Source organism: Flagellimonas eckloniae (genome assembly GCF_001413955.1).
Lineage (GTDB): Bacteria > Bacteroidota > Bacteroidia > Flavobacteriales > Flavobacteriaceae > Flagellimonas > Flagellimonas eckloniae.
The window spans coordinates 1,505,674-1,530,232 of record NZ_LCTZ01000002.1; the positions used below are offsets into that span (position 1 = coordinate 1,505,674).

Annotated in this window: 14 protein-coding genes; 3 read left to right on the forward strand and 11 right to left on the reverse strand. The window is 37.6% G+C overall.

Annotated features, from left to right (window positions below; translation table 11 throughout):
- Positions 1-47: 47 nt before the first annotated feature.
- The 10 genes from AAY42_RS06465 to AAY42_RS18125 form a co-directional block, all read right to left on the reverse strand.
- On the reverse strand, positions 48-1,523 hold the full coding sequence (locus AAY42_RS06465) for a sulfatase family protein (protein ID WP_055393471.1): 1,476 nt from the start codon (positions 1,521-1,523) through the stop codon (positions 48-50).
- Positions 1,524-1,596: 73 nt separating this feature from the next.
- On the reverse strand, positions 1,597-3,405 hold the full coding sequence (locus tag AAY42_RS06470) for an arylsulfatase (protein WP_055393473.1): 1,809 nt from the start codon (positions 3,403-3,405) through the stop codon (positions 1,597-1,599).
- A gap of 34 nt (positions 3,406-3,439) precedes the next feature.
- Entirely contained in the window at positions 3,440-4,966 is a 1,527-nt protein-coding gene (locus AAY42_RS06475; protein ID WP_082433560.1) for a sulfatase family protein, read from the reverse strand.
- A 70-nt stretch (positions 4,967-5,036) separates the two neighbouring features.
- On the reverse strand, positions 5,037-6,605 hold the full coding sequence (locus tag AAY42_RS06480) for a sialate O-acetylesterase family protein (protein WP_222836833.1): 1,569 nt from the start codon (positions 6,603-6,605) through the stop codon (positions 5,037-5,039).
- Positions 6,606-6,612: 7 nt separating this feature from the next.
- Positions 6,613-8,226 carry a sulfatase family protein gene (locus AAY42_RS06485; RefSeq protein WP_101956439.1) on the reverse strand — a complete coding sequence of 538 codons (1,614 nt, stop codon included), beginning with the start codon at positions 8,224-8,226 and terminating at the stop codon, positions 6,613-6,615.
- 208 nt (positions 8,227-8,434) lie between these two features.
- On the reverse strand, positions 8,435-9,355 hold the full coding sequence (locus tag AAY42_RS06490; RefSeq protein WP_175288736.1) for an alpha/beta hydrolase: 921 nt from the start codon (positions 9,353-9,355) through the stop codon (positions 8,435-8,437).
- Positions 9,356-9,365: 10 nt separating this feature from the next.
- On the reverse strand, positions 9,366-10,922 hold the full coding sequence (locus tag AAY42_RS06495; protein ID WP_222836834.1) for an outer membrane protein assembly factor BamB family protein: 1,557 nt from the start codon (positions 10,920-10,922) through the stop codon (positions 9,366-9,368).
- A gap of 151 nt (positions 10,923-11,073) precedes the next feature.
- Positions 11,074-13,485, reverse strand: coding sequence for a peptide-binding protein (locus tag AAY42_RS06500; RefSeq protein ID WP_139063670.1), 2,412 nt, complete (start codon positions 13,483-13,485; stop codon positions 11,074-11,076).
- Between the two features lie 28 nt (positions 13,486-13,513).
- Positions 13,514-14,416 carry a ThuA domain-containing protein gene (locus AAY42_RS06505; RefSeq protein ID WP_055393477.1) on the reverse strand — a complete coding sequence of 301 codons (903 nt, stop codon included), beginning with the start codon at positions 14,414-14,416 and terminating at the stop codon, positions 13,514-13,516.
- Entirely contained in the window at positions 14,413-14,622 is a 210-nt protein-coding gene (locus tag AAY42_RS18125) for a hypothetical protein (protein ID WP_139063672.1), read from the reverse strand. The genes AAY42_RS06505 and AAY42_RS18125 overlap by 4 nt, the downstream gene beginning before the upstream one ends.
- A gap of 541 nt (positions 14,623-15,163) precedes the next feature.
- Here AAY42_RS18125 and AAY42_RS18405 point away from each other — a divergent pair.
- A complete protein-coding gene (locus AAY42_RS18405) occupies positions 15,164-15,457 on the forward strand; it encodes an EF-hand domain-containing protein (protein ID WP_055393479.1) in 294 nt (97 codons plus the stop codon).
- Positions 15,458-15,573: 116 nt separating this feature from the next.
- Here the strand turns inward: AAY42_RS18405 and AAY42_RS06515 are convergent, their stop codons facing one another.
- Positions 15,574-16,716, reverse strand: coding sequence for a formylglycine-generating enzyme family protein (locus AAY42_RS06515; RefSeq protein WP_055393481.1), 1,143 nt, complete (start codon positions 16,714-16,716; stop codon positions 15,574-15,576).
- Between the two features lie 310 nt (positions 16,717-17,026).
- Between AAY42_RS06515 and AAY42_RS06520 the strand changes: the two genes are divergently transcribed.
- The gene (locus AAY42_RS06520; RefSeq protein ID WP_055393482.1) at positions 17,027-21,190 is read left to right on the forward strand and encodes a hybrid sensor histidine kinase/response regulator transcription factor; all 4,164 of its coding nucleotides are present in this window, start codon (positions 17,027-17,029) and stop codon (positions 21,188-21,190) included.
- Positions 21,191-21,497: 307 nt separating this feature from the next.
- Positions 21,498-24,551: a SusC/RagA family TonB-linked outer membrane protein gene (locus AAY42_RS06525; protein ID WP_055393484.1), complete on the forward strand. Its 3,054-nt coding sequence runs from the start codon at positions 21,498-21,500 to the stop codon at positions 24,549-24,551.
- The last annotated feature ends 8 nt before the right edge of the window (positions 24,552-24,559 follow it).

Here is a 24,559-nt window from a genome sequence, read left to right on the forward strand (position 1 = left end):
GATTTGCTATTGATTCTACCTTTAGAAAAGGCTGCAAGATTAATCTATCATTCTCCTTGATTCCAAAGCCGGTATGGATCATCATGCTCTTTCATCTGTTCCAGAAGAAGTGCTTCCATTTCGGCTAATTTATCTGTGTACTTTGGGTTTTCAGCCAAATCAGTTTCCATTTCTCCTGTTTTTCCATGTTCAGGAAGGTATTCGTTTGGATTTTCTTTCAAATTGAAAAGTTGGGTTTCCCGTACTTCTCCATCCATGGTATCATATTTTATGAGTTTCCAATCTCCCTTTCTAACACTTCGCATACCTGGTTTTGTGCCTCCGGAATATACTCCGTACATAACATCCCGAACTACCTCTTTCTCGCCATTTATTACCGGTTTTAAACTAATCCCCTCAACAGTTTCTGGGGTTTTAATTCCCGCCAAATCACAAAAAGTAGGTAGTACATCCAACAAATATGAGTTTCCTTTTACGCGCTTTCCTCCTTCTATTCCAGGGCCCTTTATTATAAAGGGTACACGCCATGTGTGCTCATAAAGGTTTTGTTTCCCCATTAGTCCATGTCTACCTATTGACATTCCATGGTCTGAGGTGTAGATAATATAGGTATTGTCCAATTCACCCATATCCTCAAGCTTTTTAAGTACTTTCCCCAACTGAATATCAATGTTCTCGGAGCAGGCATATTCCCGACCAAGTTCATTCCTAACGGTCTGTTCATCCCTATTTTTCCAAACACCGCTTACGCGTTCCTCATCCCTAAGTTCCGGATGCCCGTGAAAAAAAGGATGCGCTGTTAAATAGTTGTCTTGTAATTGAGGTTGATTCTCATTAGCTGGGGGAACGTTAAGTGTATCTTTATGATTTACCGCTCCATATTTTGCAAGAAGTTCTGGTGTTCCATCGCGTGTATCATGAGGATGGGAAAACCCAAAATAAATTAAAAAAGGGTCCGCCTCTTGGGCAGTTTCACGCTTATTCAGGTATTCCAAAACTTGCTTGCCGTGCCACGCACTTCCGGTCTCCTCTGTGCCCCCACGTTTAGTTGCATCGTGCACTTCGGTGAACTGTTCATTGGCAGCTGGATACGAGTTTCCTTTTTTACAGGTTCTCATGGTTTTATATCCAGCCCGGTTAAATACAGCTCCCATGGTCTGCAACTCCAAACTATCAGGAGCATTCGGGTTTTTAAATTGTTTTCCGTGATTTGGCAAATGCCATAAGGTACGCCCACTCATAATCATATGCCTTGATGGAGTACATACTGCACCAGACCAAGAACCCATGTGATAGGCGTTTTCAAAAACTACCCCCTCATTGGCTAGATTGCTAATATTTGGTGTCTCTAAAATTGATTGTGGGTCATAGGTTTGCAAATCAAATGGAGATTGATCATCAACCAACACAAATAAAAAGTTTGGACGCTTTTTTTCCTCTGCCTTTTTTTCCTCTGTTTTGCATTGGATAAAAAGTAGCGGAATCAGTACAATTAAAAACGCTAATTTTAGTAATCTATTCATATTTCTTTGTTTTTTGGGAATAACTATTATTGGTGATTGATTATTAACCTTGATTTGATGTTATAGTCCCTTTCTAATCTAACTTTTCCACATCGATGTAAAATGCATTACAAGGTGTTCCATCTTCCATATCAAAATAAGCCAAAAGTTCCGTTTCCCCCTGTGGCACTTCCATTTCCAGTACTGCGGCCGTGGCATTATTATCAACACTTACATCCATATTTTTATCTGCAATCTTTAAATATGCCTTTTTAAATTTCATAGGATTTCCGTCCGCAATTGGAGCCGTATAAAGTGTCTCTGGGACTCCATCATTTAGTTCCGCACCCAATGCCAAACCACTTTCTGACGGCCATCTTCTTAAATGAAATCTATAGGTTCCTGATTCCACAAAATTGACGGTAAACGGAGCGGGTTCCATAGGCTTACCGTTGCGTATCATCTGTTGGTTCCAAGGTGGATAAAAATCTATGGTACGAGCATCATGGCATGTAAGTACGTCTGTTTTTCTTGTGCCTAAATTTATTACAGAAAACTTGGTTTCCTTGATTACATCTTCCCACCAATTTTCATAAAACGCATTCATCTCAGCGACTTTGTCCGGATACGCTTCTGCTATATCATTCTTTTGTCCTGGATCTTCAGCTATATTATATAATTCAGACCCTTTAATTAGTCTCCAATTGTCGTCCATTACGCAACTGTTCTTTCCTTTGACCGGCCAAGGAACGCGCTGGGTATCCGTTACCAAATACCGCTTTGGAGCTTCACCTTTTCCTAAAAGATAATCACTAACATCGGTGCCATCCAACGTTTTGGTAGAATTAAAATCCTCTCCTATCAATGTTGTGAATGTTGGCAATACATCAACATGGGCAACCAAACGATCTAAGCTTTTACCTCCAGTTAACCCACCATCTGGCCATCTGACAATAAAGGGCACTCTGTGTCCGCCATCATACTCACTTCCTTTTTTCCCACGCATACCGGCATTGTAACCATACACTTGATTGGTTTTGTCATCTACTCTGTAACCTCTTGCGGTTCCATTGTCAGTAGTAAAAACCACGATTGTATTATCAGCTATGCCCAAAATCTCCAATTTCTTCAACAACCTTGAAAAATTGTCGTCTATATTAGTGATCATCCCATAGAAACGCTTTTGGGTTTCATCAATTTGAGTTTCATCCTTATATATATCGTAATATTCTTTGGGTAGGTTGTACGGTCCATGGGGAGCATTCAAACTTAGATAGCAGAAGAAAGATTCGTCCTTTTTATCATCTATAAAATCCAACGCTGCATCAAACCATACATCTGTGCAATACCCTTCTTTCTTTTCTGGAGTTCCATTTCTAAAATAGGTGTCATCAAAATAATCATTGTTCCAATAATCCGGGGTTTGGCCCACACCACCACCACCATGATAAAAGGTTTCATCAAAACCTCTTTCATGGGGTCTAAACGGACTGTTATCTCCTAAATGCCACTTTCCAAACATTCCTGTTTTATAACCTTTTTGCTGTAATACATCTGCAATTGTTGTTTCTTCACCATTCAGCATAGAAGCCCCCATTATGGTATGCCACACTCCGTTTCTATTACAATTTCTTCCTGTTAACAAACCGGCTCTGGTTGGAGCACAGGTAGTTCCCACATGATAATTAGTTAGATTGACACTCTCTGTGGAAAATTTATCTATTGCGGGTGTTTTGATAATCTGGTTGCCCGTATGACCCAAATCTCCGTACCCTTGGTCATCTGTAATGACAACTATTATATTGGGTCTGGATTTCTTTTTCTCTTCCTTCACTTTTTTTTCAGCGCATGACGACAAAAAAAGTGTTACAAAACCTAAAAAATAAAGAATGCTTTTTTTCATATTAAAAACTGGTTAAATTTTATAAATACTAGTATTACTCTTTTTGCTTGCTTGTCATCCAACTTAACTGTGGCCAAACCTCTGAACCATCATTCCGTTGGAGCGCTCCTTCCGTACTTCTACCATCAGACACAATTTTAGCAAGTTCGTCTCGGTATTGTTCAAGTATTTCAGGTTTCTCAGCCTGTAGATTGTTTTCCTCTCCAATATCTTTACTTAAATCATACAATTGGAAGGGAGGTAAATCCTTAATAGCTTCATCATTAGGTCGTGGAAAACTCCATCCTCCAGAACCTGGACAAAAAATGGCTTTGTACTCCCCTTTTCTATAGGCAAATGAACCATTAATGGAGTGGTGAACGATACTTTCCCTTTTTGGCAAGGTCGATTCAACTCCCAATGCAGATAAAAAACTGTAGCTATCCTCAGCAAAATTGTCTTTAACGGTTACATCCAAAACATCAGCAGCGGTGGCAAAAAGATCGGTAGTACAAACCAGCTGATCTGACTTTCCAGGTTTCACTTTGGCTGGCCAACGAACCACATAGGGTACCCGGTGACCTCCCTCAAAGATGTCTGCCTTATGTCCACGAAATACATAACTTGGGTCATGTCCTTTTGTAGCAAGCTGGTCAAAATCCGCCTGATTGGAACACCCATTATCGCTTGTAAAAACCAAAATGGTATTTTCGGCAATACCCTGCTGGTCCAGTGCTTTCATCACTTCACCAACAACTGAATCGACCATTAGCACAAAATCTCCATAAATATTGTCCAATCCACTTTTTCCAAGAAACTCTTCTGTGGGCAAGATAGGGGTATGGGGAGCTGGTAAAGGCATGTATACAAAGAATGGCTCCTCTTTATTGGCATTCTCATTGATAAATTGAACCGTTTTTTCAGTTATATGGGGCAATACCTGTTCATGGACAAAATCATCTGAAGTTGGGCCTTTTCTCCACCATACTTGTTTCCCCGTATTTACGGTCTCTTTTGTGGGAACCATTGTAGGTTGTTCATTTTCTATCCATACATAAGGTGCCATATCCAATGAGCCATTAAAACCATAGAAATAATCAAAACCACGTGTTACGGGACTATTCTTAACTTTTTGTGCGTAGTCTATTGAATCATTGCCAGCATCTACGTTAGCCCAATCCCAGCCTAAATGCCATTTACCAATTCCCGCTGTTTTATACCCATTATCTTTTAGGAAACCGGCTATGGTTTTTCTGTCTTGATCTATCAAAGCTTTGCTGTATCCGTTTAAAACGTGTTTTTTCAACGTGGAACGCCAATTGTAACGTCCGGTCAAAATACCATATCGCGTTGGGGTACATACCGCACTGCTTGTGTGGGCATCAGTAAAAATAACGCCCTCTGCTGCTAGTTGATCAATATTGGATGTTTGGATTTTTGAGTTTTCATTATAGCTTGAAATATCTCCATACCCTAAGTCATCTGCTAAAATGAATATGATATTGGGTTTTTTTGGTGGTTCCGGACTGGAAGTTTTACAACCAATGGTGAAAAGGACCATCACTAGCGTGAATAATCTCATTTTGATTCGTTTACGTAAAATTGTATTATATATTTTTCCTTGTACTTTCATTTGTAATAAGCTTAGTTTTTTAAAATTGGTCAGTTCTAAATGGATATGCCGGTAATTCCATACTGTTTACTAGATTGACTTTAGGTTTTCCTGAAAAAGCATAGCGTACATATTTTGGATTGCTTACCTCTGGTGATTTTAATACTACAGTTTCTCCTTTAATTTCAGCTTTTGCAGCTTTCCATTCTCCTGATTCATCTGATAACCAAAATCCAGAAGGTGCATTGCCATTTGTAGTTTTCAATCCGTTAGCATTTTCATAATGAACAACTATACTATTTCCTTCAATGTCAACTCCTTTCATTATAGGTCCCGTGACCACAATATCATTCCTTAGTATTTTCTTTCCAGCGAGCAATGCCAGTCGCTGGCCAATGGGCAACTTGTCTGTTGGGTGAATATTTTTTATATCTCCTAAATCTATGGTGTTAGCAACAGCTGTATTGGGTAAATCCAATACCTTTAATTGAGATTCACGCATCCAGGCCCAAGACTGGGCCGTTGGACTTTCTGGATCTATTTTAGGGTTGTCGACAGTTCCCTCACCATACCCGGGAAGCATTACAATCATAAAGTTCATGTCCTCATTTTGCCACTCTTTACGATAGCGAAGAATCCATTTGTTAAGTATTTTCCCGTATTCTTTCATTCCAGCTACCCGATGAAACCAATTATCTTTTGTAACGTTAGGCATACCGGAAAGGTAACGTGTGTTTCGTTCTCCTTGATACCAAACAAGACCTCTAGATGCATAGGGCGCCAGTGGCTTCATCATAGCATTATATAAAATGTTAGGTTGCCTTCGTAAAAAAATATCATCTTGCCGTGACCACCCATTTGGTTTGTTCAATATTTCAGTGATTCGACTTTTCGTATCCACATCATAGTCAAACTCTTGCATTATTGTTTTGAAATGAGGTAATTCCTGCGTCATATCCTTCGGAATCCATGCCTCTATCGATGAACTACCCCAAGCGGAAAGGATAATCCCAACAGGCACATTAGAAATATCCTCCAGAAAATAAGCAAATGAAAAAGCAACGGCGCTATTGGGATAATCAGTGCTCCATTTACCCGATACATCCTCTTTTTCTTGGAGTGAAACCGTTCTTTCCACTTCAAAGCTTCTAATGTTTTCAGCAAATGGTATTAACCCCTTTGCTTCTGGAACCCTATCTACGCTAAACTGCATGTTTGATTGCCCAGAACATATCCATACCTCACCTACCACTACATCTGAAATAACGACCTCTTTTTTTCCTGAGATAGTCATGTCGTTACCTGTCTTAGATGCTTCCATAGCATCTAGTTTAATCATCCAATTTCCATACTTATCTGCTTTGGTTGATTTTACCTGTCCTGCAAAAGTTACAGTGACAACCTCTTTTGGTGATGCTTTTCCCCAAACGGGCACCAAACTTTCCCTTTGTAATACCATATGGTCACAGAATAAGTTGGCTGGTTTTAAATCCTGAGAATTAATTGCTGATACGCTAAATATGAACAGTGCTAAAAAACTAAGTTTAAGATATAATCCCTTCGTTCCCATATGGAGCATTTTCCTATTTATTTTATATCGTATTTCCATCTATTTGCTATTTTGACATCCAATCAACCTGATTCCAATTATCCCTAACATAGTCTTGTGGCTTACCTGGGGTAGATCTTCCATTTTCTATAATTTCAGAAATTTTTTGCTTTAATCTTTTTACAACTTCTGGATGCTCAAAATATAGGTTTGTGGTTTCCCCTGAATCATCTTCTAAATTATAAAGTTCAAATTGAGGTTCGCCTGTGGCTGGCTCAATAAACGTGGGCTTGAGTGACCCCCCTGAGCCTCTAAACATATTGAGTTTCCATTTGCCATCGCGAATTGCAAAATTGCCTGATGCGGAGTGGTGAATAACCGGTCCTCGCAATGAATCATTGTATTTTTTACCTAGTATAGCCGGTAAAAGGCTATAACTGTCTTCACCGGCTCGATCTGGCAACTTGGCTCCAACTATGTCCGCAATTGTAGCTAAGTAGTCTGACTGACAGACTGGGATATCAATCTTGCTTCCTGCTTTGATCCTATCAGGCCACTTCATCAAGAAGGGTACCCGATGGCCACCTTCGTAAATGTCCCTTTTTCCTCCTTTAAAATGTAAACTGCTATAATGTCCATAAGTCTCTTTTTGATAAATATAATTTGTCTCAGCACCATTATCTGATGAGAAAATAACAAGAGTATTATCATCTATACCATTAGCTTTTAAAGCATCCAAAATTTGTCCCACCCTATAATCAGTTTCTTCCATAAAATCTCCGTAATTGCCACATTCACTTCTTCCTTTAAAATCAGGATGTGTGCAGTGCGGTAAATGAGGACTGGTTAATGGTAAGTAGAGAAAAAATGGTTTTTCATCTTTAGAGACTTTATTGATATAGTCAACTGCTTTTGAGGCAAAAGTTTCCAGTACTAGTTCATCATTAAATGATGGTGCGGCCTCTACCCATCCTCCGCCTTCCCCTCGCTCATCTTTATAAGGCGGTGTCATTCTATAATCATTGGGGTTTGCATTGTCCCTAAAAGAACGGGGATCTGTCACTTTCTTCTTCTTCGTCCAAAGAATCGGGGGGTCTAATACCCTGTCATTTTCCAAATAGGTAAGAACCCCGTAATTCATGGAAGCGGGAATACCGAAGAAATAGTCAAATCCGTGATCTATTGGGCCTTCCTTGAAAGGTTTGGACCAATCCCTATCTTTTCCTTTGCTTCCTTCAAATTCCATTTGTAGATGCCATTTTCCAACCATGGCTGTGTTGTATCCATTTTTTTGTAGTAAAGAAGCTATCGTTGTTCTACCTTTCTCAATTAGACAAGGGCCATCTGCACCAAGTACTCCTTTTTTCAAGGAGGTTCTCCAACTGTACCGTCCGGTAAGCAAAGAATATCTGGAAGGTGTACATACAGCATCACTGCTATGCCCATCTGTAAAAGCTAAACCCTCATTTACCAGTTTATCCATATAGGGTGTTCGGAACTTGGCTTCAGGATTCAATGCACTGACATCTCCGTACCCCTGATCATCTGTATAAATAATAATGATGTTGGGCTTTGCAGAAATTTGCGATTGAGAGTTACAACCGGTCAATAAAACACAACTTAAAATGATAAAGACCATATACCATTTTTTATGTTGGTTCAATTGTATCATTAATCTCATTTTTTATTTTTTTTGATGTTTTACTAATCTGTTAATATGCTTTAAGATAGAATCTATTAGTAGGATCATGATTATCGGGAACTTCTGAAAACCTCAACTCCTGTCAATTTGTAGATAGACTCGCAATCATTAAAAAAACAATGATGAGGCACTCTTTTTTCAATCTTCTTATATGTAATCCCTTTAGATGATTCATCAATTACTTTCGCTATAGAAATTTCCTTTGAATCAAGAAAGTCCAACTTTTTTTCATGGTATCTTTATATGGCATGATGTCCGTTGATTTTGGTCTGAAAAAATTCCCGTTAAAAAAACCGTGACCTTTTCCTTCATAGGCCTCCAGAGTACAATCATTTCCTGCTTTCTTCATCAAACTTGTAAAACGTTGGGCATTTTCAAAGGGTACCGTTGTATCTGCCGTGCCATGAAAAACAATACTTGGAACCAAACCGCTCCTAACATGATGAACCGGAGATATTTCAGTCTTTCGGGATTCCCCTACCCTTTCCGCAAACCGCTTTACTGTTGTATCCAGAACTGGGTTAAAAAGTATCATTGCATTGGGCAAAGAACTAATGGAAAGATCTTCACCTTTTTCCTCATTTCCCTGAATGATTCCCGTGCAAGCGGCAATATGTCCACCAGCTGATCCGCCAGAGGCCACTATTTTATTGGAATCAATGCCCAGCTCCTTAGCGTGCTTTCGAATCCAGCGAACCGCAGACTTGGCATCTTTCACCGATTCAAATGGAGTTGTTTTGTTACGACTTCTTACCCTATAATCCGCAGATATAGCTACCATTCCCTTTTCAGCTAAATAGGCCGACTGCTGGTAAAACTGTTTTGGTGTACCTCCAGCCCATCCTCCACCAAAAAAGAAAACAATTACAGGTGCTTGATTATCTGATTTATGGCCATCAGGGTTGAAAACATATAGTTTCAAATCAACACTATCAATTGTTTTGTATATAAATTCCTGATCAGGAATAAAATCCTCAACAACCGGTACATCTTGACCATGAATGCTAAAAGAGAGCATAAATATCCATAAAAACACTGCGCTAAAAATTTGCGCCCCAGTAGACTTGTAATATTTTACAACCAAATAATCCCTAAATACATTCTTCATACTATCTCTTCTAGTTTTTACCGATACAAATTAAACTTTTGCTAGTTCTATGATACATTTTTCCTTCTGAAAATGAAGGCGTGTTCAAGGTCCATGTTTTTCCTTTTGGCCCAAGGTCACTGATGCTCAACAAGGACTCGCCATCAAATTTCTCCCTTGAGGTATCAATACAATACACCAATCCCGACATGGTCGTAAAAAACAACTTTTCATTGACAAGTATTGGGTTGGGATTGAAATTCCAGACCCAACCATCTCTTTGTGAACGTTTGTCAAAGGCAACATCCAGCTCCCGTACATTCCTTGTTTCCGTTCTTATATCAACATTCCATAAATAGTGCTTTTCCCCATCAACCAATTCGTATTGCACGGGTACCTCAAGATATTCAACCTTTTTAGTTTTTAGATCGATCCGACCAAATGAGTATTCTGGTTTTACGTTTTTCAACCTGTACTTGTCACTTTTCTTAAAACACATGAAATAGCATTTATCATTGACTATGATGTTGGTGTACCAAGCCGGGAAAACAAAGAAGGGATCTTGAAAACTAAAATTCTCTTTTAGCTGATACTTTTGATTGATGGCATCATATGTTCGTATACTTATATTTTCACTCAGGGATATTTTTTCAATCAGTTTTCCTGTTTTCGCGTCCACCTTGTGCACATTGTTTTCTCTTTCTGTAAACCAAAGCGCATATTCCGGAGTCCAAATAGCGTTATACATTGCCATACCCTCATCAGTTTCATAATTCCAAAGCGACTTCCCCGTATTTAAATCGATCAATGAATAACCCTTTGGAGATTCTGGCACCTTGTGATGGGCGCCTCTTCCAATTAGCATCGCAGACACTCCACTTTCAGTTGTGTTGAAGGTAGGGGTACAATAGTGAGTAAGGCTTCCTTCTGAAATCCACACTTCCTCACCTGTTCTTTTGTTCAATCCATAGAGGTAGTTCCAACCATATTCCCGTACCCCATCTTTTTTCCAATAGGTTTCCATATTGATCAACAAATCGCCATGAAGAATAGGTTCAAATTGTTTGTTGAAAGGGTAATGTACATCATCCAATTGATCAATGGGTATCCAGCTTCGTTCCCAAATTTGTTTTCCATCCATATCAAAACAGACAATCTTTCCACTGGCATTAAAAAACCAAACATACGTACCATCTGTAACCGGAGAAGGGCTTGTGGAATCACTAAATCCATAGAAATATGGACTTTCAGTTGCTCCAACCAATTCTTTCTGCCAGAGAATTTTTCGCTCTTTGGCATCGATACATAAAGCAAGGACAGTATTGGTCTTTAAATCTTGTTTTTCAAGAACTTTGTAAAGTGGTTTCATTACCGTTAAGAAAATCTTATCCTTCCAAACCGTGATACCTCCTTGGCCAACTTCCGGAAGATCCATCGTCCAAAGTATGTTAGCTCCGGTTCGCACACTGAAATCATTTGGAATCTCCTTATCCGTTTCAACAGCCCAGCTTGCATTGGGGCCAGAAGATTGGGGCCAGTATGCTGAATTTGATTTATTGGCTGTCTGCTTATGTGTTGAACAAGCCATTTGTATAAAACATAAAATCATACAAATCAAAAAGGGGGAACCAAAAAAATTTCGAACCAACCTTAAATTACCACCTGCTATCATCATTTCAATTAATTTGAACACAAACTTTTTAGATTGGAAAATTGAATTGGATGTATCATTATAAATGTTATAGTTCAAGTTTGATGAGAACTTTTTCCTGATTTTGCATTACACCAAAAGTCAATTCCTTTGCTGCTTGATTTTCTTTAATGATAGTTTGCAAATGTTTAAAATCCCTAATCAAAATATCACCATATGATACGATGACATCCCCAGTCTTAAAACCTGATCTTCCTGGATTGGAATAGCCTGGAATACTGATAAACATAACTCCTTGCGTAGCTGACAAACCTGCTGCGGAACGTTCTTCCATCGTTTTCACATTCTTAACCTTGCACATATACAATTCAAAAACCTCATTTTCCTGGTTTAAGTCCATTGCCATTACCTCAGGAATCTTTGGTTGTTTTGCTATTTTTCTTAACTTTTCCGATATCACCCCAAATTCATCCATTGGAAAATTTTTGAAACCCATTTTTAATGCTGGTGATTGTTCTTTTACCCTAAAATCGCCATTTTTCCCATCATAAAACATAGGGTTACCCACTATTGAGTTTACATCTGTTTGGTTTTGTAAAAACTTAGTTTTATCCGCTTCATTCGTAATAAATAAATTGGAATCTATTTGTTTTCCCCACTTTCCATTTTCTACAATGCCCCTGTTCATAATGGCTGGTTTGTATGCTGCGGAAACAATATTGTTTTTAAAAACATCCCCACTTTTCGGATACCAAACATGAGGGTGTAAACTATTGTTAATAATGATATTGTTATAGGCGATTCTGTCATAACCTTCGCGCATTTTCAAACCTCTATTTAGGAGTAAGTTGTTATAAATTCGATAGTGTGATGACCCATCATCCAAATCAATATCCCACCCATGATCGCAGCGCCATCGACTATTGCGAATAATGTTGGGTTCAAGAATATCAAGAAAAGGCAAGGTTGAATCTTTTGATACTTGGGCAGCCGTTTCCACAATGTCCGGGGTCCAAAAACGATCTCTTCCCCATGAATTAAAGCTTCCATGGTCTCCGGTCTCCAACACAGTATTGAACACATCGCAATACTCTATGATGTGGCCTCCGAATGTGCCTTCGCTAATATTGATTCCTGCCCGTGGAACATCATAAATAGAACAATGATTAACCGTAATTCGTGAAGACATGGATATTTGCACGGGAGAAGTTTGTTTTTCAAAACGCCCGGTCATGGTAATTAGACAATCTATTACGCTACAATCTTCTGGATAATTATCTCCTTTTGGACCGGGAGTTCTATCCATGCTCTCATAATCTTGTGGGCCATATCTGAATAATGGACTCCGCACCATGGCTGGATCGCCCACAAAGGCAATACCACTTGCCCCAGAATGATGGATGTAACAACTTTTAAAAGTAAGCCTGCGGTTATAATTATTTACAAAAATACTGTTACCGCCCAATTGATCAAATTCACAATCCAGAATCATGCAATCTTCTGCTCCATTGTATTTTACAGCGCCGCCTCTATATGTTGTCCAATCGCTTCTAAGCAATTGTTCTTTATTTTCCATAAAACTTCTTGCCGCGTGCCTAAAAACAAGTCCTTCAAAATTGATAAACCTGACCGGATTTTCTTTTGTTCCCCTAAATTCAACCAGGTTCTTTAAACGAACTACTTCTATTTTAGAATTTTGAAGGTCAATATCGACTTCCGGATAATAATAAAGTGTTCTTTCTTCTTTATTGAAATACCACTCATGGGGAGCATCAAGTTCTTCAAAAACATTTTCAACAATTCGATACCTGGGGTGCATGGGTGAAGGCCTGTTGTTTTGCCACCCTCCTTCCAAATCAAGAGAACCATCATCTTTTCTTCCTTTAACCAACCAGTGCATATCACCCCAAAGGGCGGCATGCATGGCATGTAAATATGCTCCCGTAGGGTCGCTCCATGAGGCAATACGTTCGGTTTCAAGTGGATCATTTTCAGGGTCAGGTTTTTTTGTATGATGTAAATCCCAAGTATCGAATACATTTTTACCTTCTATTGCATTAGGAAATCTTGCCATTCTTTGATTGATACCATTTACATACAATTGATCAATCTCTTTTATATCGGCAGAAACCGAAGCTTTATAAATTCCATCTCTAAAGGGTTCCCATTGCAGTTCAAGAAGGCTTCCACCACTAATAATCGCCTTACCATCATTTGCAGCTCTATAGGTTACGGGATATTTTTCCGTTCCAGAATCATTGGCTTCAAAAATCAAAGGTTTGGATAGATAATGAGTACCATCCTGAAGAACAATATCTACTTTTCCCTTTAGGGATGATGCCATATCCTTTGCCCTTTCGATGGTCCGTATTGGTTGTTCCTTTGTGCCAACAGCAGTATCATCACCATTAACCGAAACATATAATTCCGATTTTTTTTGATTGCATGATAAAAATGCTAATATCAATAATCCAAATGCTATGTTGATTTTAAATTTCATTAACGTTATACTCTTATTTTGAATTGACTCACTTTTTTTCAATTAAGCTTATTTCAGATGCGCTTGGAAAATTATCTGGAACTTGATAGGAAACACTTCCTTTCGCCAACCACTCAGTGGCTCGAATCAGCGTAGTTTGAAATCCTACACATTGATAGCTAACCGGATAAGTCTCCCCTTTCCATAAATGGCCCATACTGGAGTTGTACACTCTTCCTTTTCCATAAGCAATCACCCATTCAACTGGCCAATTGATATTTGTCTTTTCTTCTTTGGCATAAGATAACACTATAAGATTTTGAGCAGGACCCCTAGCGTATTTATAAAGCTCCATATCTGGGGTTTTCCATGCCTCTGGAAAGCCATTATTGATAGGGTGGTCCGTAAGAATGTTTATGACCTCATCATTTCTGGGGCCATGATATGTGGCTTTGCCTTCTCCAATTGGTATTTGGGCAACCTCACCGCTTTCTTCAACCTGCAATGCAACGCCTTCCTTGGCAGTTCTCCACCCCAATCCAATCATTACATTGTATTCTGGCCAATCGGCAAAGGCATTGTTCGCTGAGTGAAGAATGTATAGACCACCTCCTGACTTTACATATTTCTCCAGGCTTTTTTCAACTTTTGTTGGCCACCTTAAGTTCTTATCGTGAATGTTATTCGAATTTTGAATTACAACATCGTACTTTTTGAACTTTGGCCTCCATGTTTTGGATTCTAGAGGGATGGTTGAAATACTTACTTCAAAAAAACCACTGTTTTCCAAAATAGTCTTAACCATATAGGAAGTTTGCTTCCAGTCATGATTACTAAAACCATCAACAATTAGCACATTTGTCTTTGTAGACCGCTCCTGGCCAATAACCAAACTAGAAAACAATATGAAAACTGAGAGGACAATCGGGTTATGTATTCCAAATAGGTTCATTTCAACTTATAAAGTTCTATTCTACTTGGGGCATCTATGACAATCACTTTCCATTCACCATGTCGTATCCTAGTATCAATCAAACCATAATGGCAATCTTGTTCATTGTTCTTTTCGTACCATGGGATTAAGGAAATGAACAATGGAAAATAACCATGGTCATACAAAGAGTCTTTTCTTTGATGTGATTGATGATTTTTTGTCATTTAAGAAACTTTACAATTACAACAGTGCTTCTTGGTTATTTTCAGCAATGGATAATTTCAACATTATGCCAAAAAATACATCTGAGATTTAATAAGAATAATTTGGAGCGTGTATTTTTACACGCTCCAAAATAACTAACTCAAATAAAACTAACTCTACTAATTATTTTTAACAGTTTATTGCCTTACCAACGCTAAACTGTGTAATTTAAATCATTAAGGTTTATCAAGATAAAATTAGTCCTAGACAAAGTCTTTCACCACCAAAAAAAAGACAAATACTAATACTTTTTTTGCCTCGGTTGTAGATTGTATAATTTTCTTTGGTGTAAAATGACAATCTTGCATAAATATGTTATCATAATTAGTTTAACTAAAAGGTATTTAGAGTAGTCCATACCTTTTTGAAGATGCTATTTTACTTTGACTAATTTAAATTCAAGGATATAACTCTATTTTAAATAAAAAACACTAGCCCATTAAACCTTTTGGTGCATTTTGTATCAAATTAGGTGTAAAACAAAATCTTAAGAAAACCGAAATGAAAAAAGGAACATTTACCACGTTATTATTTACCATTGCATTGTTAACCTCAGCTATAGGAGTTGCCCAAGAAAACACCGATAGAGAAAAAGGTAGGCCAGATCCTGAGAAAATTATGGAACGCCTTGATACTGATGAAGATGGAAAATTGAGCAAAGAGGAGGCTAGTAAGGCGAAAAGAGGAAGACTTGCTGAAAAATTTGATGAAATTGATACAAACTCAGATGGGTTTATCGATTTAGATGAGTTCAAGAAGTTTCATGAACAAAGACCTAAAAGAAGAGAAGAATAATCGCTTTTAAAGTTTTTTTGCCTCAAAAACTCGATTTAAGAATTAAATCGTAAGATTGATGCTACCGCAAAAGGCAAATTGCTAACGGGGAACTCTCAACCATGATAAAATATAGATTAGTTCCCCTCTTGAAGCATCCCAACAGTTGCGACCGTTCTAAATCCTAAATGTTCTAAAGAAGAATCCAAGCTAGTGGCCATTCTTGCTGAAATACGATAACTGGCGCAATAGGAAGCATTGCATAAAAAAGAACCTCCTTTGATTACTTTTTCCTTAGCATAAGGGTTGTCTTTGTTAAAAGGAATATCTGCTCCTATTGGATCCAACAGAACTTTTTTGGAAGACACCATTTCCTGATAATATTTGGAATTATACCAATCATCTGTCCATTCCCAAACATTACCGGCCATATCGTAAAGACCAAAATCATTTGGCGGATAGGTCTTTACGGGTGCAACACCTTCAAAGCCATCTAATTTGCTATTGGAAACAGGAAATTTCCCCTCCCATGTATTTCCTCTTTTAGACAGTTCACTGGCATCGTCACCCCAAAAGTAAATAGTGTTTTCTTGGTTGCCCTTGGCTGCTAGTTCCCATTCAGCTTCAGTAGGAAGGCGTCTTCCTGCCCAATTGCAATAAGCTTTGGCATCTTCATAAGCTATATGTACTACTGGACTATTATCCTTTCCTTTTATTGAAGTCCCTGGCCCACTTGGATGTTTCCAATCTGCTCCTATGCGCCATTCCCACCATTGAGAGAAGTCATAAAGATTGGCTACACCATTTTTTCGCTTTTTAAAAATCAACGAGCCTGGCTGCATAATACTGTCGTGTGGCTTTGGTGTTCCCTCAGGCAGTTGTTTTTTCATAACCTCCCAATCAATGGCCCGTTCAGCAGTTGTAACATAGCCTGTTTCTGTTACAAATTTTTTAAACTTTGCATTCGTTACCTCCGTAATATCAATAAAGAAACCATTTACAGAAACTTTATGCGCCGGCTTCTCATGGCCCATCGCCATTTTATCATGAGGTACCGCCCCCTGATTGAATGTGCCTCCCGGAATCCATACCATTCCTTCCGGAACTTCCATCCCTTCAGGTTTCTCTTTTAAAAGAACTATTTCCTTCTCAACAATCTCGGTAGCTTCAACTGTATTAGTAGGTTTTACCTCTTCTGACTTTAGTTTTTGTTTATCCTTACATCCGCTAAAAACAACTAGTAACGATAGCAAAAAAGACCATTTAACCGTGTTGAACATACTATACCTATTAAAGAAAATTAAATATGAATTTTAAAAGCTGAAGGGTATTATTTTAAGTGGAAGGGTTTAAAAAACAAGCACCCTTCAAAAGAACAACCCCAAATTCAAAATTACGCATATTTATCCGTTAACGTATTTTACGAAAACAACATTTCTGGGTCTCTACAATAGAATAAAGTTAATTTTGTAACTAGTATTATATTGTTCGGACAATTAAATTTCCATTATAATTGTAGTATATTTTATGTGGTTCTAACTCTCTATTTTTTAGAATCCTCGACCTTACATCTAAGTGAAATCTTGTATTATGATTGAATATTCTAATATAGAAAAAACGGTATTTTCTCTTAAAATACTGCTATTTACTCTGTTTAGTGTATGGTCTATTTCCGCACAAAATTTTGAACGTTTTTCCAATAAAGAAGGGTTCAATCAAAACACAATCAACACAATTGAGCAAGATAAATATGGCTTTTTGTGGTTTGGCACACCAAATGGGCTCATCAGGTATAATGGTTATGAATTTGAGACCTATACAACACAGTCCAACACAAATGGCAAAATACTAAGTAACAGTATTACATATATTCATAATGATGTAAACGGTGTTCTATGGATTGGAACAAACCTTGGACTAAACGCATACGTTCCATCGTATGAAAAATTCTATACCGTTCCGATACCTGATGAAATCCAAATAACCCATATTAGTGGTGGTCCAAATGGGGAAGTTTGGTTTTCCGGCGAAAACCAATTATACACTTGTAATCTTATTGATGTTGAAAATGGTGTTTTTAAGATCTCCGAAAACCTATTAAAATCACAACCTGAAATCGCATCCGTCAATGAATTTAGCTTTAAGGAAAAAAATACGCTATTACTGGCAACTTCAAAAGGTTTAAAAGAGCTGTCTTTTGGAACAGATTCATTGGGCAATTTTTCAAGCGTAAAGGCGGCACACCACTTTAATTTTTTAAAAGACCAAAAAATTACATCAATCCTAAACCAAAAAAATATATTCTGGGTAGGCACTTTTGAGGGAATGCACAAGATTACCATTGATAGAACCCGAGCTCACGTCATACAAAGTTTTGGCGATTCGACGGCAAAAGAATCTGCCAATTCTCCTTTAATGGTCAATACTATTTTTGAAGACGATTCTGGTTCAATTTGGGTTGGTACAATAGACAAAGGACTCTTCATCTATAACCAAGAAGAAGATATTTTTGAGCACCTTGATTTTGACCCTAAAAATGAACTGGGCCTAAGTAGTCCGTTTATCAATGCAATTTTCCAAGACAACTTTAATGTTCTATGGATAGGCACAGCCCAAGGAGGAATCAATAAACTGGATATAACCCAAAAGCGTTTTTTTACATATACAAACAACCCATATGACAAAAGTTCTATAGCAGATAACCTAACAACATCCATCATTGAAGATCGCAAGGGAAGACTATGGATATCAGGTTATAATAAACCACTCTATAGAAGTACCAATTTGGTCAATGAAAATACTGTACAGAACCTGAAATTTGAGAATCTCGAAAGCAGGTTCCCACTAGTCAATGGGGATATTGTAAGACGTATTTATGAAGATGACAGAGGGTATTTATGGTTTGGGACGGATTCTACTGTTGTTGTCTACAATCCTAAAAAAGATGTGTTCAAAGAATTACAAATAAACGAAAATGAGGTCCCAGCCGCAGATCAATACACAGGGGATATATATCAAATAGATAAAAAAAATATTCTTCTAGCCGGAAATAAGATTCGGATTTTGGAAAACCCATGGTCACAAATTGAAGCACATAACTACCCTTCAATTTCAACCAATTCTGTTGTCGATTTAGGTCTCGTGAGAACTCGGACCATTTTAAGCGATCAAAACAATTCATTTTGGTTTGGCACTTCTGAAGGTCTATTTCACGGCAAGTTTGATGGACAAAAATTTGATTTTGATACTATAATCACAGATAAACAAGAGGGGGAAATAAAACTAAGTTATAATGATATTTTCTCCATACATAAAAGTGATGACCAAAATATTTGGATAGGAACTTTTGGTGGTGGATTAAATAGATTGTCACTGGATAATGCAGGGAATCCAGTAAAAGTGGAATACTTCAGAAAAAATAATCTACTGCCCGATGATGCCATATATGGAATTCTTCAAGAGGGAGACAAAAAATTATGGATAAGTACCGATATGGGATTGGTAAGGTTTCATTTGGATAATAATAAAGTTGATGTCTTTGATGTACATGACGGTTTACCACAAAATAATTTTAGACAGTCATCCTATTTTAAAGGGAAATCCGGATACTTTTATTTTGGTGGATTAAATGGTTTAACAATTTTTAAACCTGAAGAAATAAAGTTGAATGACCAGCCGCCGGAAATTTTAATCACCGATTTATTAATTAACAATAAAAAGGTTGAGATTGGAGCAAAACTGAATGATAGGTTTGTCTTAAAAAAATCCATTTCAGAAACAGAAAATATAGTTATAAGCCAAAATCAACAAATAATGGCTTTTAATGTGGCTGTTAAACATACCTCAGCACCATCTAAAAATAGGCTTGCCTATAAATTGGATGGGTTTAACGATTCTTGGATAGAAGAGAATACCGGAAAAACAACAGTGACCTATACAAACCTTTCTGCTGGAAGCTATGTATTACGCATAAAAGCGGCCAATGGAGATGGGGTATGGAGTACGGAAACAAAAGTGCTTAATATAGAGATACTTCCCCCATGGTACCGGACTTGGTGGAGTTACTTGATATTCTCACTGTTGGCCATTGCCATCTGCGCTGGAATAATTATCTATTTTGTGCAGCATGAACGCTTAAAGCAACGGCTTAAATATGAAAAATTGGATAAAGAAAGAATACATACCATCAATCAAGGTAAGTTTCGCTATTTCACCAATCTATCCCATGAATTTAGAACCCCATTGACGTTAATAGCTGGCCCATTGGAAAAGGTGATGAATCACAACACGGACGAAAACAATTACAAGTACCTTGCAATCATACAAAAGAACACAAAAAGGCTTCTTAGTCTTGCGGATCAATTAATTACCTTCAGAAAAGCAGAACAGGGACATATTAATCTAAATTTAAGCAAGAATACCTTGGGTGGTTTTATGTATCCGACTACCGAAGCTTTTGAAGATTATGCTATTGAAAAAAACATCAACTTTTTCTATAAAATAAATTCCCCGAATGAAGAAATTGTGATTGACGTAGAAAAGTCTGAACGTATTATTTTCAACCTTTTATCCAACGCCTTTAAAAATACCCCGCCAGGTGGAAATATTAGTATCGAGTCAGGGATAACCAATGTCTCTGGTCAAAAAATGATAAAAATTGATGTAATAGACACAGGAAAAGGAATTCCTGAATCTGACCTTGAAAACATCTTTGAACGCTTTTATCAACTTGGCAACAAAAATGGAAACATTAGTGGTGGAGGAATAGGTTTGGCTTTTTGTAAATCCTTGATAGATTTATTGGGAGGTGATATTTCCGTAAAAAGTAATCCCAATATTGAAACACGTTTTTCCATCACAATTCCTTCAAGACTTGCAAAAGAACAAAATGAAGATGTAATAACTATTTCCGAAAAATCCTTTATTAAAGACTGGGTGCCTTTGTCTTCGGAGGTAACTCAGAAAGAACCTGTAGTATCTAAAAACGGAATTTTGAAAGAACATACCGTTTTGGTGGTAGAAAATGAAGTAGATGTGCAAACATTTTTAATGGGTACTTTATCAGAAACTTACAATGTTACCCTAGCAAATAATGGTGTTGAAGGTCTGCAAAAAATTAAGCAGCAACAACCTGATTTAATCATTAGCGACATTATGATGCCCGAAATGGATGGATTTGAGTTTTGTGAAAAAATAAAATCTGATACTACAACATGTCATATTCCCGTATTGTTGTTGACAGCTTTGGGAGAAAATCAAGATATCATTAAAGGATTGGAATTTGGTGCCGATGAATATATAAGTAAGCCTTTTTCAATAAAACACCTAGAACTTCGAATTGAAAAGCTCATTCAAAACAATGTCCAATTAAAAGAATATTTTTCAAAGAATAGCACTCTACCAAAGAAGGATATTGGGATTTCAAAAAGGGACAAGGAGTTTTTGAGCAACGTAATAGATATTATAGAAAATAATATTTCCAATTCAAATTTTGGGATTGAAGAATTGGCTTCAAAAATAGGATTGAGTACTTCTCATTTTTACCGGCGATTAAAACAGCTCACGGGACAGATTCCAAATGTTTATCTAAGAAACTATCGTTTGCAAAGGGCCGCCGAATTGTTGAAAAATAATGAAGGCCTTAACGTGGCAGAAGTCATGTATCAAATTGGTATTGAATCAAATTCATATTTCTCTACATCCTTTAAAAAATTACATGGCGTGTCTCCTTCGGAATATCTAAAAAAGGCCTAGGACTTCCTACTCAGTTATATGTTTCATTGTATTGATTGATACCCTGCTGCTTTCCGCATCAAAGGCAAAAAGGATAAATATGTTTGATTCAAAACCCTTATAACTCACTAGTCATAAGGTTTCTATTAAAGAGATGTCAACCCTATGGTATTTAGGCTTTGCTTATTTCTTGCACAATAAATGGGCAACCAAATGGTAGAAATAAGCAACGGAATGGGTGATAAGAGAAAGTCTTAATATTAATTATAAAATACATTTGGTCCAACCATCCAAGACTATTTAACAACTAAATTCTCAACAAATGATTATGAAAAAAAAATTAACCTTTTTTCTTTTACTTACCATTTCCCTTTTGGGATTCTCCCAAAATCGACAGACCACAATTCAGGGCACAATTGTCGATGAAAGTGGAGTTCCTCTTGCAGGTGTCAATGTCCTTGTAAAAGGAACTATCAATGGTACACAGACTGATTTTGATGGTAATTATACCATTCAAGCCAGTTCTGGTGATGTTCTTACCTTTTCGTATATCGGTATGAAAACCCAATCAGCAACAGTAGGTGATAACAGCACAATAAACATTACCATGCAGGAAGATGCCGCAAAGCTCGATGAGATTGTGGTTATCGGATATGGAACTCAGAAAAAATCTGATTTAACAGGAGCTATTGGTTCTTTGTCAGGTGAGGGATTGGACAAATTGCAGGTTGCAGATCCATCACAATTATTACTCGGTAGAGTTTCAGGTGTAAGAGTAGAATCAGTTGGAGGTAGCCCTGGTGCTCCGACCAATATTGTAATTCGAGGGGTTTCATCTTTAACCAATTCCAATCCTCTATTTGTAATTGATGGGGTATTTACAGATAATATGGATTTTTTAAATCCATCGGACATTAAATCCGTTCAAATCTTGAAAGATGCATCTGCAGCAGCCATTTATGGATCTAGAGCTGCCAATGGAGTTATTATTGTTACCACAAATGACGGCAAGGGAAGGGACGGAATGACCGTTGATTTGGAAGTTAGTACTGGTTTTCAATCTCAAATTAAAAAATTGGATTGGCTTACAGGCGCTGAATATGCGCAGTTGCGTAATGAACAAACTATTGCCAATACTCCAGATGGTCAAACTCCACTTTTGCTACCAGGTTTCAATGAAAAGTTAGACCCCACCGTAAATACCATAATTGACGATATCGCTATATCATCCGCTCCAGTAACGAATATGTCTGTGAGAGTAGCTGGTGGTGGTGAAGGTATCAGTTATGATGTTTCTGCTAACTGGCTTGATCAAGATGGTATAATAGTAGCATCGGATTTTGATAGAAAAACGTTTAGGGCCAACATGAATATCAATAAGGGTAAATTCAAATTATCGGAGAGTTTGACTTTTACCTCTACTTATCGTAATAAAAACACTATTTGGAATTTAGGGAACAATATTTTACCTACTATCCCTTTTAGAAATCCTGACAATGATGGAGGATTTGGTGGAGCCAATCTGGAAGACCATGGTTTTGATGGGAGTAACCATATTGGACGGGCTCTTCTTCAAGATAGACATGAGACAAAGGATAATCTACTTGGCAATGTCAATGCCAGCTACGAAATTATAGAAGGCTTAACGGTCAAAGCCAACCTGGGGCTTCAATATTTTGTTTCCTCAGATTACACTTTTACTCCAACATTCTTCATTTCAGATGCCATCAATGCCAATCTAGACGAAGCCGCTCTAATTGATAGAACAACCAAGTATGTGAACTTATTGGGTGAAGGAACTATAAATTATAAAAAGACTTTTAACAAACATGCTTTTGAACTTCTGGGAGGTTTTACTACACAGAAAACAACAACAAACCAAGGCCTGATATGGGTTTCTGGATTCCCTTCAAATGACATTAGGCAGGCAAGTGCTGCAAGTACCCTTGTACAAACTGGGGGTACTGAAGCTGTTAATACCCTGATATCAACTTTTGGAAGACTTAACTATAACTTTGCAGAAAAGTATTTTATTACAGCTACCATTAGACGTGACGGTTCTTCTAGGTTCTCTGAAGAAAACAGATATGGAGTGTTCCCTTCAATTGGTGCTTCATGGATAGTTACCAATGAAGATTTTCTGTCGGATAATTCACTTATCAGTAACTTAAAACTTAGGGCAAGCTACGGTGAACTTGGGTCCCAAAGCATAGGGGATTATGCCTTTATACCCGTACTGAATATTAATAGTGATGCGGTTTTAGGTACTGGCCAAGGTAGAACATCAGGTGTTTCACAGACTGTATTTGCAAATCCTAATTTAGTATGGGAAACCACAAAGACATATAATTTAGGGGTGGATCTTGGTCTTTTTAATAATAAATTGACACTTACGGCTGATTATTTTGATAAGCAATCCGAGGATATTTTGGTTGCACTAAATATTCCGCCCACATCAGGAACCACTATCCCAGTTGCTCAAAATGCTGCTGAAATACAAAACAAAGGGTTAGAACTTGCCACTTCTTATAGTAACAGTTTCGGTGATTTTAATTTCAATGTTAGTGGAAACATTACATTTATAAATAACGAAGTACTTTCCCTTGGAGAAAATGTTGCACCAATAACAGCAGGGCCTAACTCCACAAGCACAGTTACCCGAACGGACGTAGGTGGCGAAGTTGCTGCATACTATGGATATGTAGTAACGGGCACATATAATGACCAAAATGAATTGGACGCTGACCTCGCTGCCGGTTTGGCAGATCCAAATGCACAACTAGGTGATTTTAGATATGAAGATACCAACAATGATGGTATTTTAGATCTTGAAGATCAAACTTCCTTGGGAAGCTATATTCCCGAATTTGAATATGGATTTTCCATAGATGCCCAGTACAAAAATTTTGATTTGAACATGATTTTCAATGGCGTAGCGGGCGTTGAGATTTGGAATGCAACAAGACAGGCTAATTTACTATCCTTGAATAGTAATTTGCTAAGAGATGCACTGGACTTCTGGACTCCTGAAAATACAGATGCAAGTTTACCAAGAATTGGTGGTGGAGCCAACAATGCGAGATCATCTTCTTTCTATGTAGAAGACGGTAGCTATTTTAGGTTAAGAAATATTCAACTAGGCTATTCATTACCAGCTAAGACAATTGAGAAACTTAAACTAAGAAAATTAAGAATCTATGGCTCTGTCCAAAACCTCTTCACTATTACAAATTACTCAGGTTACTATCCTGAAATTGGTAGAAGTAGGGATGATGAAAATCTTGTAGTACCAAATACCAACGTACTTTTCTTTGCAGGTATAGACCAATCGGCCTATCCAACTCCTAGAACAATGATAATGGGTATTCAAATCGGGTTTTAAGCCATAGT